General features: G+C 49.7%; 18 protein-coding genes. 5 read left to right on the top strand and 13 right to left on the bottom strand.

Annotated elements, in window-relative coordinates; translation table 11 throughout:
• Positions 1-20: 20 nt before the first annotated feature.
• Complete coding sequence (locus tag ABD836_RS10825) at positions 21-692, bottom strand: type 1 glutamine amidotransferase domain-containing protein (protein ID WP_344935653.1); 672 nt, start codon at positions 690-692, stop codon at positions 21-23.
• 132 nt (positions 693-824) lie between these two features.
• Here ABD836_RS10825 and ABD836_RS10820 point away from each other — a divergent pair, with 132 nt between their 5' ends.
• Entirely contained in the window at positions 825-1,706 is an 882-nt protein-coding gene (locus tag ABD836_RS10820; RefSeq protein ID WP_344935651.1) for a LysR family transcriptional regulator, read from the top strand.
• 15 nt (positions 1,707-1,721) lie between these two features.
• Here the strand turns inward: ABD836_RS10820 and ABD836_RS10815 are convergent, their stop codons facing one another.
• The 10 genes from ABD836_RS10815 to ABD836_RS10770 all read right to left on the bottom strand — a co-directional run bounded on the left by ABD836_RS10815 (position 1,722) and on the right by ABD836_RS10770 (position 13,048).
• Positions 1,722-2,759 carry an oxidoreductase gene (locus ABD836_RS10815; protein WP_344935648.1) on the bottom strand — a complete coding sequence of 346 codons (1,038 nt, stop codon included), beginning with the start codon at positions 2,757-2,759 and terminating at the stop codon, positions 1,722-1,724.
• 97 nt (positions 2,760-2,856) lie between these two features.
• Positions 2,857-3,933, bottom strand: coding sequence for an MBL fold metallo-hydrolase (locus ABD836_RS10810; protein ID WP_344935646.1), 1,077 nt, complete (start codon positions 3,931-3,933; stop codon positions 2,857-2,859).
• A gap of 349 nt (positions 3,934-4,282) precedes the next feature.
• A complete protein-coding gene (locus ABD836_RS10805) occupies positions 4,283-5,170 on the bottom strand; it encodes a TIGR01777 family oxidoreductase (protein WP_344935644.1) in 888 nt (295 codons plus the stop codon).
• Positions 5,171-5,379: 209 nt separating this feature from the next.
• Positions 5,380-6,651 carry an O-acetylhomoserine aminocarboxypropyltransferase/cysteine synthase family protein gene (locus ABD836_RS10800; RefSeq protein WP_344935641.1) on the bottom strand — a complete coding sequence of 424 codons (1,272 nt, stop codon included), beginning with the start codon at positions 6,649-6,651 and terminating at the stop codon, positions 5,380-5,382.
• Positions 6,652-6,763: 112 nt separating this feature from the next.
• Positions 6,764-7,222, bottom strand: coding sequence for a DMT family transporter (locus ABD836_RS10795; protein WP_344935638.1), 459 nt, complete (start codon positions 7,220-7,222; stop codon positions 6,764-6,766).
• Between the two features lie 77 nt (positions 7,223-7,299).
• On the bottom strand, positions 7,300-7,743 hold the full coding sequence (locus tag ABD836_RS10790) for a hypothetical protein (RefSeq protein ID WP_344935636.1): 444 nt from the start codon (positions 7,741-7,743) through the stop codon (positions 7,300-7,302).
• A 319-nt stretch (positions 7,744-8,062) separates the two neighbouring features.
• Entirely contained in the window at positions 8,063-9,220 is a 1,158-nt protein-coding gene (locus ABD836_RS10785) for an acyl-CoA dehydrogenase family protein (RefSeq protein WP_344935634.1), read from the bottom strand.
• Positions 9,221-9,252: 32 nt separating this feature from the next.
• Entirely contained in the window at positions 9,253-9,948 is a 696-nt protein-coding gene (locus ABD836_RS10780) for a glutathione S-transferase family protein (RefSeq protein ID WP_344935632.1), read from the bottom strand.
• A gap of 10 nt (positions 9,949-9,958) precedes the next feature.
• Positions 9,959-11,134, bottom strand: a complete 1,176-nt coding sequence (locus ABD836_RS10775) for an acyl-CoA dehydrogenase family protein (protein WP_344935630.1) — start codon at positions 11,132-11,134, stop codon at positions 9,959-9,961.
• 882 nt (positions 11,135-12,016) lie between these two features.
• Positions 12,017-13,048 carry an AraC family transcriptional regulator gene (locus ABD836_RS10770; protein WP_344935628.1) on the bottom strand — a complete coding sequence of 344 codons (1,032 nt, stop codon included), beginning with the start codon at positions 13,046-13,048 and terminating at the stop codon, positions 12,017-12,019.
• Positions 13,049-13,230: 182 nt separating this feature from the next.
• Between ABD836_RS10770 and ABD836_RS10765 the strand changes: the two genes are divergently transcribed.
• The 4 genes from ABD836_RS10765 (at position 13,231) to ABD836_RS10750 (ending at position 16,517) form a co-directional block, all read left to right on the top strand.
• Positions 13,231-13,974, top strand: coding sequence for a hypothetical protein (locus ABD836_RS10765; protein ID WP_344935626.1), 744 nt, complete (start codon positions 13,231-13,233; stop codon positions 13,972-13,974).
• A gap of 64 nt (positions 13,975-14,038) precedes the next feature.
• A complete protein-coding gene (locus ABD836_RS10760) occupies positions 14,039-15,190 on the top strand; it encodes an iron-containing alcohol dehydrogenase (protein ID WP_344935624.1) in 1,152 nt (383 codons plus the stop codon).
• Complete coding sequence (locus ABD836_RS10755; protein WP_344935621.1) at positions 15,187-15,627, top strand: acyl-CoA thioesterase; 441 nt, start codon at positions 15,187-15,189, stop codon at positions 15,625-15,627. Before ABD836_RS10760 ends, ABD836_RS10755 begins: the two co-directional genes overlap by 4 nt.
• Positions 15,628-15,650: 23 nt before the next feature.
• Complete coding sequence (locus ABD836_RS10750) at positions 15,651-16,517, top strand: acyl-CoA thioesterase domain-containing protein (protein WP_344935618.1); 867 nt, start codon at positions 15,651-15,653, stop codon at positions 16,515-16,517.
• A gap of 83 nt (positions 16,518-16,600) precedes the next feature.
• Here ABD836_RS10750 and ABD836_RS10745 read toward each other — a convergent pair whose 3' ends face one another.
• Positions 16,601-17,368: an enoyl-CoA hydratase-related protein gene (locus ABD836_RS10745; protein ID WP_344935616.1), complete on the bottom strand. Its 768-nt coding sequence runs from the start codon at positions 17,366-17,368 to the stop codon at positions 16,601-16,603.
• A gap of 104 nt (positions 17,369-17,472) precedes the next feature.
• Positions 17,473-18,147: a nitroreductase gene (locus tag ABD836_RS10740; RefSeq protein ID WP_344935614.1), complete on the bottom strand. Its 675-nt coding sequence runs from the start codon at positions 18,145-18,147 to the stop codon at positions 17,473-17,475.

Raw genomic sequence — 18,147 nt, 5'->3', positions numbered from 1 at the left:
CTAAGTAAACCAGCGATGACTTATGTTAGTTGTTTAACGAGCGCTTCGCCAACCGCTTGGGCGCTTGCCGGATTTTGACCGGTAATTAAACGCTCATCTTCAATTACAAACACACCCCAAGGTTGCACTTTGCTGTAAAGCGCAGCGCTGCGTGCTAGCGACTCTTCCAACAAGAAAGGAACATGAGCAAGCGTTCCGTAATCGATTTCCTCTTCCCGAGTAAAACCGGTGACCGATTTAGTGGCGAGTAATTTTTCGCCAGTACTTAAGGTAATGGGCAGTAATGCACCGGGACCGTGGCACACCGCGGCCAAAATTCCACCGTTTTCATAAAGCGTGGCACTCAATTTAGCAAAGTCTTCATTCGTCGCTAAATCAGACAGCAGACCAAATCCACCCGGATAGAATACCGCAGCATAATCGTCGATGTTTATCTGCGAGACTGGCAGCGTATTGTTAATCCGATTTTGGAACTCATCGTTGTTCAAAATCGCCGCATTGACCGCATCGCCGTCAATGTCAGTGCCATACAACGGCGCCTTGCCACCTTTTATTGAGGCAATGTCATAGTCGAGTCCGGCGTCTAAAATCACATGCAGGGCGTGGGTAAGCTCTGGTGCGTAGGTCCCGTTCACTTGATCGGTCTCTCCTAAGTTCGCGTGGTTAGTTACCGGAATCAATATTTTCTTCATAGCAATGTACCTATCTTCAGAATGTTTTGTTCGCATTAATACAGCGTGACACCATCCTAGTAGACTGCAGTATTGACAACAATATGGTAATTTAGCAAACCACTATTGCTAATTAACAACAATTAGGTCGCAATGGATAATTTTGAAGGTATTATTGAATTTGTCGCGGTGGCAGAAAGCCACGGCTTCTCTGCTGCCGCGAAGCAAATGGCCTGCAGTACTAGCCATGTTAGCCGCCAAGTCTCACGTCTTGAGGCCCGGCTCGGTAGCGCCTTGCTCGCGCGCACCACTCGTAGCGTAAGCCTCACCGAGGCAGGACAAATATACTACCGCCAATGTCGAGACTTGGTTGACGGCCTGCAACAAGCCAATGAACAAATCAACGCCCAGCAAGTGCAACTCAATGGCACACTGCGCGTCAGCGCAGCGGGACCCTTTGCTGAACAGCAAGTCGTCCCCGCGCTGATCGCCTTCGCCAAAGGACACCCCGAGCTCACTGTTGATATTGACTTCAATAGCCACAAAGTCAATTTTGTTGAAGACGGAATCGATTTCGCGATCCGCTACGGAAAACTCGATGACTCCGGCCTCATCGCCCGCAAATTACTGCCCCGCCCACTAATGGCGGTTGCCAGCAAGAATTACCTTGCCCGCCACGGCACGCCAACACACCCCAGCCAACTGAAAAATCACAGCTGTATTGTGTCGAATAATAACCACTGGCAATTTGATGACGCCGGTACCGCACTTTACGTAAAGGTACACGGACGCTGGAAAAGTAATAATGCCTCCGCGGTGCTGAAAGCCTGCGAGCTAGATCTCGGGATTGCATATGCGCCAAAAATTAATTTCTCGCCGGCGGTTAACGCCGGTAGGCTGCGCCCGATACTTGAACCGTATTGGAGCCAAGGTGCAGGCAGTTGGATCGTGTATCAGAATCGACGTTTTCTGCCGATGCGAGCGCGGCTAGCGATCGACTATCTATTGCAGCACTTTAAAGATTGGGAGGAATAAGACATAGCTCAGCGGCTAAATGCCTGGAGCATTCAGCCATAGGGTTTTACCGGACCGGCTACTCTCTTCAGCCAGCTCCAGAATATGAATAACGTTGACCGCGTCAGCCGGATTTACAGGATTTTGACCACCAAGCCGAATAGCCGCCGCGATCTCTTCGTAATATTTTTGATAACATCCAATTTCGGTCTCAACAAGTTCGCTAGCAAACTCCGAATACACCCGCCCAAAGTCCGCTTTGTGTTCCACGCCGTACGCCAGTTCCTTAGGCGTCATTCCACTTTTTAACTGCTCTTCCTGCGGATCTAGGCCAAACTTGACATAACTGCCCGTGGTTCCTTCTAAACGAAATCGGTGACTCGGCGCCGCTGCAAAGGCACTTGCATGAAGAATGCATTCAAGATTGTCGTAATGCAGTAAGACGTGAAAATAGTCCGTAGTTTCAGAACCCTCGCGCAGTGGCAAGCAGCGCGCCGTTACCGCAGTTGGCAAACCAAACAGAGTAATGGCCTGATCAACTAAGTGTGAGCCCAAATCAAACCAAACCCCAGAGCCCGGGCCGGGTTGCTCCCGCCAGCGCTGTCGAACAGCCGGTCGAAAGCGGTCAAAATGCGACTCAAAGACCCGAACCTCACCGAGCGAATCATTGCCCAGGAGCTTTTTAAGGGTTAAAAAGTCGCCGTCCCAACGACGGTTATGGTAAACCGACAATAACAGTGAGCGCTCGTTCGCGAGCGTTAACAAAGCCTCCGCCTGCCAGCGTTTAGTTACCATGGGTTTTTCGAGAACAACATGGATACCGCGGTCCAAGCATTGTTTCGCCAATGAATAATGTGCCTCATTGGGCGCGGTAATAATTGCCAGCTCTACGCCGCTTTGCTCAATCAAATCCTGTGCTGTGTCGTAAATCGCCACCCCAGGATATTGCGTCGCAACCGATCCCCGCCGCGAGCTGCTTATTGCAGATAGCGTCAGTGAGTCTGACGCCGCAATCAAAGGAATATGAAATGTATTCGCTGAAAAGCCACAACCAATTACACCAAGCTTTATCATTTATGGACCGATTCTTAGGGTTTTAAAGGCTCTATTACACACCCCACGAAGCAACTATGCCAGCCACTAAAGAATTCCGAGTCGTATTAGCCCTCCGCTAGCGGTCATTCATATTTCCGTGAACCACTTCTGTTGACCCGATTGGCAGGCTTATGGTCAAGCCATCAACGCCCAGCAACACGCCATTCGCCCTTACTGCGTTTACACCACGCATAAAAACCCATTCTGCAATACGGTTAGGCGGTGTAGGCACAAGGTGATACAGCACCAATTCTTTCACATTGGCCTTGTTGGCAATTTCAGCCGCTTCAATTGGGGAGCTGTGGTAATCCTGAATATCAAACATGATTTTTTCTAGCTGACCATTTTTTGTTGCATGGGCAGTGGCTTCCATTTGCTTCACCATATGCGGCGCCAAGCTTTCATGAAACAGAACATCAGCATCTTTTGAAAATCTCATCACAGGGGCAGTCTTGATCGTATCACCACTCACCACTACCGATCGCCCCTTGTAGTCAAAACGATACCCTACTGCCGGCGATATCGGTGCGTGATCGACTGCAAACATAGTTATTTTCAGTGAGCCGTCGTCCAACACCGTTGCCGAACTGCCGTTCAAAGCAACTTCCTTGGCAATCATTCGCCCCTTGTCGGGGTTCAAATAAGCGTCACCGTGATGGGCTGTGCGGTAGCTACTATCCAGGGCGTAGGCTTTGCTAAAGCCGTCGACAACTTGCTGCACGCCTTTAGGGCCATACACCAGCAATGGACTAGGGCGACCTTGCGCCCAGGTCATCATATTAAACTCGCCTAAATCGCCAATATGATCGGAATGAAAATGCGTTAGTAACACCGCCCCCACATTTTTTGCAGGGATTCGCCACAGCGCAAGGTTATTGTTACTGCGATTGCCAGTATCAACGATATAAAACTTACCACCGGCAATAACCATGACACAGGCTGCCGCACGTCCCGCAACCGGCATAGGTGCCGCGCTACCGCACAACACCGCCCGCAAGGCATCATCAACGAATAAATCATTGGAAATACTCGACATGCGCCGAGCTATTTCCCGACTCGTCATCATATCCTGCACGGCAGGGACCCTAAGCAAAACACTAGTAGCAATGAGCAAAGTGATAATTACGACGCCTAAACGCAGAATTATTTTCATTTATTATCCCTGTACATTCAGCCTGGTGAATTAAGGTAGACGTATATAATCACGACGATGCACAGGCAATAGCCTGTGGCACTGCCACATTAGGCTTAACGATTTCGTTTATTCTTATGATTTTGTGAATCCAGCCTGAGTTTAAGCTTTGTTCCCGGTAAAACTCAATGGAATAGCGAGCGTATGAAGAGAATTTAACGCAGACACAAGTTGGCAAAAGATCTTAGCGAGATCATAGTTCAATGCGGGGCTTTATCTCGGTGCACTGTTTTTGGATAGCGCTATATTCGGGTAATCTGCAATAGCTTAACGGCGATTGAACGAACGAAATTTGAGCTAAGCAAAAACCTTATATCACGTTTAATAACGCCGGTTCGAGGCGTTCAAATTGAAAACTAAAACCCAGACTTTCTAGCTTCGCTGGCCGCACCTGCTTTCCCGCCAATAATAGCTCACTTCCCATTTCACCGAGCAACAGCTTTACAAGGAATGATGGCATCGGCAATCGGCTGGGCCGCTTTAGGCATTGCCCTAAAACGTGGGTAAATTCTCTGTTGGTCACCGGATTGGGTGCAGTGCAGTTAATTGGGCCTTGGAAGCACATATCCGTGATACAAAGATCAATAATTGAAATTAAATCGCGCAAATGAATCCATGACATCCACTGTTTCCCGCTGCCAATTCGACCTCCAAGGCCAAGTTTAAACGGCGGAATCATCTTAGCCAACGCACCCCCGCCTGGCCCAATAACAATGCCGATACGCAGAATGCAAGTCCGAATGCCTAAGCCCTCCGCTCGCATCGCGCACGCTTCCCATTGCGCACAAAGGCAACTGGAAAAACTCGCGTCGCCAGTACAAGATTCATCTATCGAATCATCTGTTACACCAACGCCGTAGACACCGATAGCCGAGGCGCTGATTAACACCGAGGGCTTGGATTCCAGACCCTCGAGAAAACGAATTAGCTCCTCTGTCGTCTTAATACGGCTCGCAACTATCTTCTGCTTTTGCGCGGCTGACCAACGCTTACCCGCAATCGACTCACCGGCCAGATTAATTACCGCATCAATCGAGTCCTTGGCGGGTAGCTCACTCAGGTCGCTAACTGCTGTCATTCTTGAATCGACTAATTCAGGATGCCGCGTTTTAACTATTAAGCGATGGCCTTCTTGATGCAAGTGATTACACAAAGCACTGCCAATAAAGCCTGTACCACCCGTGATTAGAACATTCATATGCAGCCCCCTAGCGATTCATGGCTATTTTACGGCGAACGAAATACGCGACCGTACTAAGCATACGAAACGTATCCCAAAATAGATGAAGGGATTTCCCTGATAACACTGAATCGCGATAACAATTGAATTATAGCGCGAGGGCCGCAGGCCAAAGGCTAAAGCGCCCCAAAAGCCGAGCGGCTGTTGGGGCTAGGATCAGCGCGCTATTAAGCTTTATCTAACGCTTGGCTGACGTCAGCAATAATATCGTCGATATGCTCGATACCTACCGATATTCTGATCAAATCAGCGCTAACACCCGCTGACGCCAACTCTTTTTCATTCAACTGGCGATGGGTAGTCGATGCCGGATGACAGGCCAGCGATTTGGCATCACCGATATTCACCAAACGTAAAATCATCTGCAGCGAGTCAATAAACCGAGTGCAAGCTTCTATGCCGCCAGCAACACCAAAACTTAATATACCGGAGGCTTTTGAATTGGTAATTTTCTGGCAGCTAGCGTAGTACGGGCTATCGGGCAATGCCGCGTAATTCACCCACTCAACTTTTTCATGCTGCTGCAAATAGGCGGCAAGTTTTTCGGCATTCTCGCAATGGCGTTCCATACGCAAACCCAGTGTTTCTAAGCCTTGTAAAAGCTGAAATGCATTCATTGGAGACAGCGCGGCACCGGTGTTTCTGAGCGGTACCACGCGGCAACGACCAATGTACGCGGCCGGCCCCAATGCCTCGGTATACACCACGCCGTGATATGAAGGATCAGGCTCATTCAAAATCGGAAAGCGCTTCCTATTCGCAACCCAATCAAACTTACCTGAATCGACTATCGCACCACCAATCGACGTACCATGGCCACCGATGTATTTGGTTAGCGAATGAACAACAATGTCGGCGCCCAACTCAAATGGCCGGCAGAGGTAGGGTGTTGCGACGGTGTTATCGACGATCAGCGGCACACCATGTTTGTGCGCGATTTCGGCCAAACGAACAATATCAACAACATTGCCCGCTGGATTACCAATTGATTCGCAAAAAACAGCCTTGGTCTTGTCGTCAATCGCGTTCTCAAAGCCCTCATAATCGTCATGTGAAATCATTCGCGCTTCAACACCTTGACGAGGTAATGAATGCGCAAAGAAGTTGTAGGTTCCACCGTATAACTGGCTGGTACTCACGATATTATCGCCAACCTCACAAATGCATTGAATTGCATAAGTAATGGCAGCCATACCTGAGGCGACGCACAAAGCGCCAACGCCACCTTCCATTGCAGCAATTCGCTGTTCCAAAACAGCGGTTGTCGGATTCATAATACGGGTATAAATGTTACCCGGTACTTTAAGATCGAATAAATCAGCGCCGTGCTGAGTATCATCGAAGGTATAAGACGTTGTTTGATAAATTGGCACTGCGGCGGCCTTGGTGGTCGCTTCAGAGTCATAACCTTCGTGCAGGGCAATAGATTCTAATTTCATATTATTTCTCTCCTTAGTAATAATTTTTATTAAATGACAAACATACTGCGCTAAGCAGTTTTCCTGATCATTATTGGATTTTGCGTTGCCACCCCAAGGCAGCAACGCCCCCCTAAACTTTAGGCGCCTTACTCAACACCATAAACACACCCAAAGCCATTAACAGTAAGCCTATACCGCGTTGCGTGCCAAAGGCATATTTCTGAACACCGAGTAGGCCAAAGTGATCGATAACACTCATGGCAAGGAGCTGTCCAAGCAACACAAAGGAAACTGCATTGGATACGCCAAAGCGCGGCGCAACCCAAGTTATACTCAGTATATAGAACACGACAAAAAAACCACCAAAGTATAAATACGGCGGAGCGCCTGTACTAAACAATGAGGAAGGCAAACCTTCAGTCGCAATCAAATAGGCCGTTGCTAAAACCAAACCTATAGAAAACAGTATGGCGGCGGCAAGCGCGGTACTCTGCAGCCTCGCACCCAGGCCGCCATTGAGCGCTGCCATAACGGGAATTCCAAGCCCAGCAACCAACATTAGCGATGAGTAAATCAGAGTGTTACTCATATACCTCCTATCACAGATGCCGTGTCATATTACGTTCTCAGTTCTTCGGCTTACCCTACTGCATCCCTATAAGACAACTAAATAACCGCCACTATCACGCCGTAAAACAACACAAGAAAACCGAGTACCTCTGCCGCGATAAGCATCCACATATGCACTGAAATAAGTTTTGAGGATATTTTAGTTTTTCCGACATGAAAAGGCGGCTTTAACTGATTATCAGTATCTTGTAGAAGTCCATGTATGAAGTAGGTGAATATAGCGCTGGCGAAATACAGCAATACCGCACTAACTGCCACAATCTCTACCGTACTGGGCAGCTGACTCGTTTCGACAAACTTAGCAAGCAGGATCGCAGCAAATGCATATAGCAATGACGAGCGATGACAGATATCGACATAGGGGTGCGCCTCACCATTTTCAGAGGCCATAATTTGCTGGTATTTCCAAATGCCGGATAATAAGCCAACTAGAAAAAACACCCCTGCGGCGATCACTGCCAAGCTTTCTGCTGTTTCCATAAACTCTATTCTCGATGTCGATATCAAATACTAACTAGGCGACTAGGCCTTACCCAAAGAGGCAAATATTCAGATAAGTGCAATAGCGATAAAGCGGTACCTAGTGTGAATAACTGCGCGGTACTGTAACAGATTGTTTTGAACTGGCGGTAAAAAGCATGTGAAGTTTTGGGCTTACTAACCCCCAAAAACAAATTCAAAAAGGATGATAAGGAAATCAGGAATCGTTCATACATCGATATTTTGAACACAACATGCCACGGAGATTAACGGGGCCGTCCTTGGCCAGACTACGCGTTTCGCCTATTGCGCTCAGGACTTACTTCTTTCGACCGGGCAAAATTCCCATTGTCTTACAAATAATGCTGAGCATAACTTCATCGGCGCCGCCACCAATTGAGGTTAGGCGGCTGTCACGATAGGCGCGGGCAACTGGGTTGTCCCACATATAGCCCATACCACCCCAGTATTGCATGCAACTGTCACTAACTTCGCGCAATAACCGACCGACCTTGAGCTTAGCCATAGAGGCTTTGCGGGTAACGTCTTCGCCATCGATATAGCCTTCCACCGCATTGTAAACCAAGGCCCGCAGCGCTTCGACTTCGGTTTGCAGTTCTGCCATACGGAAATGCACCACCTGATTATCTAACACCGACTGACCAAAGATTTGACGATCGCGGGTGTACTCAATGGTTTTGTTGATACAATCTTCCATGCCTTTTAAGCCACCAGCGGCGGCAAACAAACGCTCTTCCTGAAACTGCAGCATTTGGTAGATAAAGCCGTGGCCCTCCTCGCCAATTAAATTACGCTGCGGTACTCGCACGTCGTCGAAGAATACCTGTGCAGTATCTGAGGACCGCATACCCAGTTTATTTAGGCGCTCCGAAAAAGAAACACCCGGCGTATTGGTTGGCACGATGATCAGCGATTTATTCAGGTGCGGCTTACCTTCACTGGTATTTGCCAATAAGCATAAGTAGTCAGCCTGAGTGGAATTGGTGATCCACATTTTGGTCCCGTTAATAACGTAATCATCGCCATCTTTTTTCGCGGTAGTTTTTATCGCGGCCACATCGGATCCGGCGTGAGGCTCACTTACGGCGATCGAAAACACCGCGTCGCCGGCAATAGCCGGTGCCAAGAATTCCCGACGCAACTCGTCGCTACCAAAGCGGGCCAAAGCGGGTGTGGCCATATCGGTTTGCACACCAATGCCCATTGACACCCCGCCGCTAGCAATACGCCCCAATTCTTCTGAAAAAACGATTTGGTAGCTATAGTCCAAGCCCATGCCGCCGTACTCAACTGGTTTAGCGATGCCTAGCAAACCAAGATTACCCATTTTTTTAAACAACTCATGGGCTGGAAAAATTCCGTCGGCTTCCCATTGGTCAGCATAGGGATTAATTTCGGTATCAATAAATCGTGCAATGGTTTCACGAATAGCATTATGTTCTTCAGTAAATTTCATGTTTGCTCCGTACTTATCATTAAGGGCTGCGATCAACCAAACAAATTAGGGACGTTTTCAAATGGATACGGTGTGGGCGAAAACAAGGATGTGTCCTTGCCAATAGCCTCGGTTTTTTGAAAGGCTGGCCGCGCAGTCATACGCTTAAAATAGTCGAGTACTTGGGGCTCGTAAAACTGAGAAAGCCCCAGTCCGTCCCCGAGGTATAGCGCATAGGCCACCGCGATATCTGCCACGGTAAAACGCTCATCGCATAGAAACTCACGTCCAACAATATGACTATTCAGACGCTTAAGCCGCGCTAAAAACCATTTGTAGTAATCGTCAACCACTTGGGGCTGACGGCGCTCAGGTGGCTCTAACTGCGAATACCGCAAGACTAAGGTTTGTGGAAAGGTAAGCGTAGCATCGCTGTGAAACAACCAATTAAGGTAGTCACCATACTCGGCATGATCTGCTTTTAAACCAAAATCATAGCGCTGATATCGCTCTACCAAATACAAGCCGATAGCTGATGACTCCGTCATATGGGTATCACCGTCGACAAAATACGGTACCGTGCCCAAGGCATTAACCTCCAGGTAGTCGCGCTGAAACATACGGGGCGGGAACGGCATGACCTCTAAATCGTGATCAATACCCATTTCTTCCAGCGCCCACAATGCACGCAGGGAGCGCGAGGTATAGCAGTGCCACAGTTTTGGTTTAGCTAAGTTTGATGTGCTCAATTTGGTGTCCTCATAACTGGTATTGGCGCGCAGCGAGATCGCGCATAATTTCTTCAGAACCGCCGCCAATGGCGTTAACCCTAACTTCACGGTAAAAACGCTCTACCCGATTGCCGCGCAAATAACTCGCGCCACCTAATATCTGGCTAGCCTCTCGGGCGCAATATTCCATGGTTTCGCTCGCTTGCACCTTCGCCATGGCTAAATCACCGGGATCGCAGCGGCCTTCCATTGAGGCTTGCGTAAGGTATTGCAGATAGGTTTGCGTGGCATTGATTTTTTGCTTCATGGTCGCAATTTTATGACGAATCACTTGGTGGTCAGCAAGGCGCTTTCCAAAGGTTTTACGTTGCTGCGCCCAATTAACGGCGTCTTCTAAACAGGCGCGGGCGGCAGCCTCCATGGTCACCGCCAACGCGAGCCGCTCGGGATTAAAGTTGGTCATAATCACCCAAAAGCCCTGCCCCTCTTCGCCCAGCAAGTTTTCGGCGGGCACACACACATTATCAAAATAAATTGTACCTGTGTCCGCGCACCACCAGCCCTGCTTGCGATTTAGTGGCGTTCTTGCCACCCCTGGCAGATCAGTGGGGATCAACAACATCGACACACCGCGCCCCCCCTCGCCGCCGGTACGCACCGCCGTAGATACCCAATCAGCGCCCATTACCCCAGAGATAAACGTTTTACTGCCATTAACAATATAGTGATCGCCATCGCGCACGGCCGTTGTGGTGATATTAGCCACATCGGAGCCACCCGACGGTTCGGTAATACCCAGCGATATACGCTTTTCACCGGCCAATACTGGCGGTGCAACCAATTGTTTTAGTGCATCACTGCCGTAGTTCATAACCGGCGGTAGACCAATACCGTGAACAAGTAAATTACTGACTAGGCCACCCGCAGAGCCCGCGCGAGTGAACTCCTCATTGGTGATATTAACGTGCCATTGGTCGATACCTTCTGAAACTCCGCCAAAGGCTTCTGGGTAGCCCAGTTGTAACACACCAATATCCGCCGCTTTTTGCCAGAGACTGTCTGGCACCTTGCCGGCCTCTTCCCAATCGTCAAGATAAGGGACGACCTCTTTTTCTAACCACTTGCGGAGTTGGGTGCGCCACTCTTCATGCTCGGGGCGTAAATAAGGGTTGTACAGGCGTGCGCTGTCAAAATTCAGAGACATATTTGCTACTCACTGCTGTTATTAGTCTCTTAGTCTATAGCGTCATGGAATTTCGGCTTGAGGATAAGTGCCAGCACCCTAGGGAATTGGTGCCAGAGGGCAATTCAACACTTATAAAACTGGGCAGCGCTCGTGCCTCGCCTGTTAAGTCCGCTCCGTTAAGGAGCAATAGGATGTTGATTTTGTGTGAAAATTAACCAATGTGTTCATTGAGTACACTATTTAATGTCTCTAAAATTCCTTCCAGAAAATCAGATCATTTGGGAGGTAGCCGGCCCAGTTTAACCACATGGACGCGACCTATGCCCTTTTTCACTATTTTCGCATTCAAACTTGCAAGAGCGTCACTCGTTCTACCTTTTGTGGGTGGGTTTCTCACTGTAATAGCCGGAATAACGGCGGTAGCCGGAGCGATACAGGCTCCCACTACTTTACGCGTAGCGCAAAAGGTAATCCTATGTAATATCGCAAACCTACTACTGATGTCACCCTACTTATTTTCTATGGGTGCCAAGAGCGGTATCGGCCCTTTCCCATTGATAGTTACAATGCTGCTGGCGGTACAGCTAAGTTTGTTAGCGGGTCTCATCGCCATAGCGAAAACAACGCTATTTATAAATAAAATCAAACTGGAAGTGTTCCTAAATTTCAATGAGGCAACCCGACCCATTGCTCCCGCTGCCGTGGCTAACACATTGCAAAATAGCGCGTCACCAAGTATTGAGCCTCATGCGATACGAGCACCTCAACGACCCAAAGGCCGTAAGCCGATTTCACATCAACAGTGTATGCCAGTGCATAAAGCCGCATAGCAAGGGCCACACCGCCAGCGTCGTCAACACCTCAACGAATGCCAGTAACGACTCAGGCGCCCCTAATCGCCTATCGAAACTCTCTAGGCGACTTACCATGCCAGATGCGAAACGCCGAGGAAAATGAGCTGTGATCGCCATACCCCAACAAAAATGCGATATCCGTTATACTGAGGCGCTCATCACTCAAATATTGCAGCGCCAACTCAGCACGCAATTCCTGCAAAACCTGTAAAAACTGGGTGCCCTGTTCCGCCAAACGGCGTTGCAAGGTACGGCGGGATATATTCAGCGCCTCTGCAGCCTTATCGATATTCATGTCACCGCTAGGCAACAAGCGCAAAAGGGTTTTACGCACCGCAACGATAAAGTCACTACTGTTGTTATTGTCTTCAAACAAATAGCGTATTGGCTGTGCTAAGGCCTGCACCCAATTGGCATCCAGCCGTATCAAGGCATAGTCGAGACTCGCTCGGTCGAGGTACAAGCAACTTGTGGGCTGGTCAAACAGCAAATTGTCGCCAAAATGCTGCTGCAGCAAATTGAGGTCTGCTGGCTGACTATAGCTAAAATGCGCCGCCCGTACCGGTATCGGCCGCACACACACCGAATCCACAATAGCGGCCGCCACGGCGAGCGAAGAATCAGTTAAATAGCGCTGGCTTGCGCTGTCAGGGGCGAGGGGCTGCCAATCGAGTCGGATGAACTCGCCTTCGCGCCGCACCTTAACCTCGCCAATATCCCCCACAATTCGCAGTACACTCGGCATTACATTGAGGTATTCGCGAAAGGTAGTGCAGGCGGAGCAGGCATAAAGCTGTAAATTCAATCGGTTGATGTAATCGATGCGGCCAATATACAGGCCAATATCAGGTGTTGACGTTTTACCCTCTACCAGCTCATACAAAGCAAACAAGGCATCAACGGGGTAGCGGCGGTCAGCGTCTTCTATGTCACTCAGAGTAATACCCGCCTCCCTAAACAGCACGCCAAGATCCGCGCCCAATGATTCAGCGGCCTGAAACAGCGCTTTAAAAGCGGAGCTATTAACGGTTCGTTCTGGCAACAAGGCCGTTGTTGGCGGTAAATCGAGCACAGGCATTAGTATGAACACGGCTTAAATAAGCTAGTGTATGCGAGCCGAATGCCGCTGGGTAGGTTTAATCCGGCCATCGCGGCACCGCGATCTCGCCGCTCAGCACGTATTGGAAACATAGACCTGAACAGTCACTGGGCTATAATGTTTGTCTTGCTAACATTGCTGTTTACTACGCCGGAGGTTCCTTGCGTCGCTCACCCTCTTCCAACCCGACCCACACCGCCTTAGCTACCGCGAAATTACTGGGTTTAAGCTTACTGTTATTCAGTGTCGCTAGCAGTTTAAAGGCCGAAGTCAGTGTCTCTGCTCACCTCGCTACCGTTGGCCCAGGCATAGAGCTCGGCTATAAGTTCAAACCGTCCTTTGGCCTGCGCGCCGGCTGGCAGCAATTTGAAACCGACTTTGACTTTAAACCAGAGGATGAAAATGGTATTCCCGGCGACGAACTTAACTACGCTGGCGATTTAGACCTTGCCAATGGCAGCCTGCTGGTCGATTGGTATCCCAATCAAGCTACCTTTCGGCTCACTGCAGGTATATTACTCAATAATAGCAGCACCAAACTCACTACCAATTGCCAGACCAATACCGGCGGCCTTGCAGCCGCGAATAACTGTGAGATTGGCGGTGACAGCGCACCCGGCAGCGATATTGGCGAGCTACGTATCGCGATTAATTTCGAAGAGAATATTGCACCCTATGTCGGCATTGGCTGGGCGTTTCAGCCGGACAATAACTGGCATTTTAATGCCGATCTAGGCCTCGCGTATTTAGGCAGGGCCGATGTCGACATTCAGTCGTCGGGGTCTTGCAACGACTCCAGCGCCTGCAGAGCACAACTCGATGATGAAGAACGCGAACTGGAAAAAGACATGGAATCCCTTGAATTTTTCCCCGTTGCAAAACTGGGTATTGGCTATCGCTTCTAACCAACACGCACTGGCTTAATACCGCCATAGAATAAAAATGCATCACTCAGCAGGGAGTTTGGGCATGAGCACGTTTGAGTTCCACACGACGAAATCCATTGTAGTCGAACGTGGCGCCGCCGCGAATATCGCCACGCGCGTCGTCGACCTGCACTGCCGATCGGTATTGATTGTGACCGACCCCGGCGTGCTAGCCGCCAATTTACTGGACTCAGCGCTGACGAGTTTCAAAGAGCGCAATATCCCGGTTAACGTTTTTTCCGATGTACTGGCAGACCCGCCAGAGTCAGTCATTATTGCAGGTATTGCCGCCGCCCAAGCGGTAAGCGCTGATTGCATAATCGGCTTTGGCGGCGGCAGCTCCATGGACGTAGCCAAATTAATTGCCCTGCTGGCTACGGGGGGGCAAAACCTCGCTGACGTCTACGGCGTTAATCAAGCCAAAGGGCCACGCCTGCCGTTAATTCTGCTACCCACTACGGCGGGCACCGGCTCAGAAGTTACCGCCATTGCGATTGTCACCACCGGCGAAAATGAAAAGAAAGGGGTGGTATCACCACTGCTACTCCCAGACATCGCACTGCTCGACGCGTGCCTAACGTTGGACTTACCGTCAGCCGTTACCGCCGCCACTGGTATCGATGCCATGGTACATGCGATAGAGGCCTATACTAGTAAACGCCTTAAAAACCCGATCTCCGACGCCCTCGCCAAAGATGCATTGCGGTTGTTGTCGGCGAATATTCTCACTGCCTGCGAGCATGGCAAAAACATCCAGGCTCGAGAAAACATGTTGCTTGGTGCCTGCTTAGCAGGTATGGCATTTGCCAATGCGCCGGTCGGAGGCGTTCATGCCCTAGCGTACCCAGTGGGTGCGCGTTTTCACGTCCCTCATGGTTTGTCCAACTCCTTAATGCTGGGGTCTGTAATGCGCTTTAATATGGGCGAAGCCGAAGCGCTGTACGCTGAACTCGCCGACATTGTTTACCCCGCAGCCAGTGGCAGCAGCTTTCGCCGCGCCACTATGCTGATTGAATATTTACAAAACCTTCCCGCACAGCTGGGCATCGCCACTCGCCTGCGCGACGTAGGTATTAGCGAGCACGACATCAACGACCTCGCCGAAGACGCCATGAAGCAAACCCGCTTGCTTATTAACAACCCGCGGGAGATTGCCCTAGCTGACGCCATTACCCTGTACAAGGAGGCCTTGTGAGCGAAAAACAACCCGTTCCAAGCCGCGCAGATTACTCACATTTTTGTGATATTCAAACGCGCTGGCATGACAACGACGTATACCAACATGTAAATAATGTTATTTACTATTCCTTTTTCGACACCGCCGTCAACGAACATTTAATTAGTAGCGGCGTCCTAGACATCGCGAATAGCCAGGCTATTGGCCTCGTGATAGAAACCCAGTGCCAATACTTTTCTTCGGTGAGTTTTCCTGACAAAGTGAGTGTCGGCTTAAAAGTTGTGCATTTAGGCAACAGCAGTGTCCGTTATGAAACCGCCTTGTTTCGCAATGACGAAAAAAATGCCGCCGCACTGGGCCGCTTCGTTCATGTTTATGTGGATCGCCAAACCAATCGCCCAGTGCCAATACCCAAACCAGTACGCGCGGTTTTACAAAGTATATGCGCTAATTAAGGCCACTCAGGAGACCCCTTTAAATGTCAGACCCACTCCAGCAGCTTATCGCTCTCCTAAGCTTAGAAAAAATCGACGAGAACCTGTATCGCGGTCAATCTGAAGCCACCGACTGGGGTCGTGTGTACGGCGGCCAAGTCATTGCACAAGCACTATCTGCCGCCGCGCAGCAGGTTTCGCCCGACCGACATATCCACTCCTTTCACTCGTATTTTTTGCGACCAGGAAACCCCGATCACCCAATAATTTTTGAAGTCGAGAGCAACCTTGACGCCGGCACCATTTCCAACCGTCGAGTAAAAGCGGTACAGCGCGGAAAAACTATATTTTTTATGACCAGTTCTTTTCAGCTTAATATCGACAGCTATGATCATCAAAGCGATATGCCCGACGTACCGCCACCGGACTTCTTGCCCCAAGAATTAGAACTACGTGAAGAAGACCTTCGTTATGCACCAGAAGAATGGCTGCCAAAATTTAACGCGGTGCGGGCTATCGATTTTCGCTCAGTGAATTACTACGACTTAAAAAATCCTGGCCACGGCCAACCCACAAAACAAACCTGGATGCGTCCCAATGGCCGCCTGCCAGACAACCCCTGCATTCACAATTACTTACTCGCTTACGCCTCTGACTTCTTCTTTCTGGCAACAGCCAGTCAGCCCCACGCCGTGTCATTTTTAACAGAAGACATGCGCATGGCAACCATCGACCACAGTATGTGGTTTCACCGTCCCTTCGACTTTAACGACTGGTTACTCTACGACATGGAAAGCCCTAGTGCCTCTAACGGCAGAGGCTTTGTGCGTGGCAAGATTTATGATCGATCCGGCCGATTGGTCGCCAGCAGCACCCAAGAAGGCATAATGAGGAAAAAACGCGGGAGTTAAATCTGACAATTATGTTTTAGCCGCAGTTCTCCCCGAGTAAATATAAAATTTTATTTTGGCCAGGACATGAGCAATGAAATTCCCTATTTCCTAAACTGCTTAAAATCCGGTTTACGTTTTTCCAAAATGGCCATCACGGCTTCGATATTTTCCGGGCTGCCGGCAAGCCGTGCCATGCCTTCAGTTTCGCCACCCATGGCAGAATGAATAGCAGCGCGGTGAACATTGCGCATTAGTTTTTTAGTTTCCACAAGGGAGTTAACCGGCCACTGCGCAATTTCGCGCGCTTTTTCCATGGCCTTGGCCAATACCTCCTCGTCACTAAACTTGGCGGTCGCAATACCTAAATCAAGGGCACGCTCTGCGCTTATCCACTCCGAGGTATACATCAGTTCTGCCGCTTTACGGGCACCGATAATCGCCTGTAACTGATAGCTGCTGCCCCACTCCGGCACCAAACCCAGCGCCGTAAATGGAAACCGCAAACGCAAGCTCTCACCAACATAGACTACGTCGGTGTGCAGCAATAACGTTGCCCCCCCGCCGACAGCGACGCCACATGCCGCGCTAACCACCGGTTTGTCAAAATCGACCAGTGCTTTTGCCGATATCGCAAAAGGATGCTCTTCGCCAGAGTCGGCAAAGTCATTTAGATCAACCCCAGACGAAAAATCCGTTCCCGCACCGGTGATGACCACACAGGCCACGGCGGGATTGTCGCCAGCGGCGACGAGGGAATCGCGAAATGCCAGCCATTGTTCATTGCTAAAGGCGTTCTTTTTCTTGGGCCGATTCAGCGTCAACAGTAACACGCCATCATCGTCAAGTTGTTGTAGTACGGTGTCGCTCATGGCATTTCTCTAATCATGTAATATCGTCAATAACGGGAGACCTTACACGGAAGACAAGAAATGCAAAAATCTTTGCAATTTCCGTCTTCCGAATAGCATCTTACTTAATCATAAAACTGCACACAGTCGGCCAAAGCCGCCCGCTCAGTCCTGCTGTTATTCACCAAATCGGCGTTGTCTTCATAGCCAAATGAAATGCCAAATAGCAGCCTATTGCTGGGGTCAATGCCCAACTCTTCTCGCACTACATCACAGTTAAAGCTCAATGCCGTTTGTGGACAGCTGGCAAGACCATGGGCGGTAAGGCTAAGCATTAATGTTTGTGCATACATACCTAAATCGGCTGCTTCGCGCAGACCAAAGCCTTCAGGTAGAAATAGAAACGCGACGTGGGGTGCGCCAAAGAAAGTGAAGTTAGTTGAAAACTGTTCGCTGCGGGCCGTTTTGTCATCTCGACTGATCCCCATGGCACCATACAGTGCAGCAGCCGCAGCGTACTGGCGATCTTTATAAACACCGTGATATTTCCCGTCGTAGGGAAAATCCATGGTCCACTGCCCACTATTGAAGGCCTCTGGGATCTTGCCGCGCAGTTTCTCGATTCGTTCGCCGCTGACCACCGCAGTCTGCCAAGGCTGAGTATTGCAATTTGACGGCGCGCGTTGCGCCGTGGTGAAGACCGCCTCCAGTATCGCCCGTTCTACCGGCGTGGCCAAAAAGCGACGCACTGAGCGACGCTGGTTTACTATTTCTGAGAATACCGCTGCTGTACCTGTCAT

Source organism: Zhongshania borealis, from assembly GCF_039539625.1.
In the GTDB taxonomy this organism is placed as follows: Bacteria; Pseudomonadota; Gammaproteobacteria; order Pseudomonadales; family Spongiibacteraceae; genus Spongiibacter; species Spongiibacter borealis.
The sequence above is the reverse complement of the archived record's forward strand: the minus strand, read 5'-3'. Positions and strand labels throughout refer to the sequence as shown.

What these genes read in the sequence shown, in the direction of transcription:
- ABD836_RS10745 (WP_344935616.1), bottom strand. Translation starts at nt 17,368, where the DNA reads ATGAGCGACACCGTACTACAACAACTTGACGATGATGGCGTGTTACTG.
- ABD836_RS10805 (WP_344935644.1), bottom strand. Translation starts at nt 5,170, where the DNA reads ATGAATGTTCTAATCACGGGTGGTACAGGCTTTATTGGCAGTGCTTTG.
- ABD836_RS10790 (WP_344935636.1), bottom strand. Translation starts at nt 7,743, where the DNA reads ATGGAAACAGCAGAAAGCTTGGCAGTGATCGCCGCAGGGGTGTTTTTT.
- ABD836_RS10820 (WP_344935651.1), top strand. Translation starts at nt 825, where the DNA reads ATGGATAATTTTGAAGGTATTATTGAATTTGTCGCGGTGGCAGAAAGC.
- ABD836_RS10750 (WP_344935618.1), top strand. Translation starts at nt 15,651, where the DNA reads ATGTCAGACCCACTCCAGCAGCTTATCGCTCTCCTAAGCTTAGAAAAA.
- ABD836_RS10800 (WP_344935641.1), bottom strand. Translation starts at nt 6,651, where the DNA reads ATGAAATTAGAATCTATTGCCCTGCACGAAGGTTATGACTCTGAAGCG.
- ABD836_RS10795 (WP_344935638.1), bottom strand. Translation starts at nt 7,222, where the DNA reads ATGAGTAACACTCTGATTTACTCATCGCTAATGTTGGTTGCTGGGCTT.
- ABD836_RS10770 (WP_344935628.1), bottom strand. Translation starts at nt 13,048, where the DNA reads ATGCCTGTGCTCGATTTACCGCCAACAACGGCCTTGTTGCCAGAACGA.
- ABD836_RS10775 (WP_344935630.1), bottom strand. Translation starts at nt 11,134, where the DNA reads ATGTCTCTGAATTTTGACAGCGCACGCCTGTACAACCCTTATTTACGC.
- ABD836_RS10810 (WP_344935646.1), bottom strand. Translation starts at nt 3,933, where the DNA reads ATGAAAATAATTCTGCGTTTAGGCGTCGTAATTATCACTTTGCTCATT.
- ABD836_RS10785 (WP_344935634.1), bottom strand. Translation starts at nt 9,220, where the DNA reads ATGAAATTTACTGAAGAACATAATGCTATTCGTGAAACCATTGCACGA.
- ABD836_RS10825 (WP_344935653.1), bottom strand. Translation starts at nt 692, where the DNA reads ATGAAGAAAATATTGATTCCGGTAACTAACCACGCGAACTTAGGAGAG.
- ABD836_RS10760 (WP_344935624.1), top strand. Translation starts at nt 14,039, where the DNA reads ATGAGCACGTTTGAGTTCCACACGACGAAATCCATTGTAGTCGAACGT.
- ABD836_RS10815 (WP_344935648.1), bottom strand. Translation starts at nt 2,759, where the DNA reads ATGATAAAGCTTGGTGTAATTGGTTGTGGCTTTTCAGCGAATACATTT.
- ABD836_RS10740 (WP_344935614.1), bottom strand. Translation starts at nt 18,147, where the DNA reads ATGACAGGTACAGCAGCGGTATTCTCAGAAATAGTAAACCAGCGTCGC.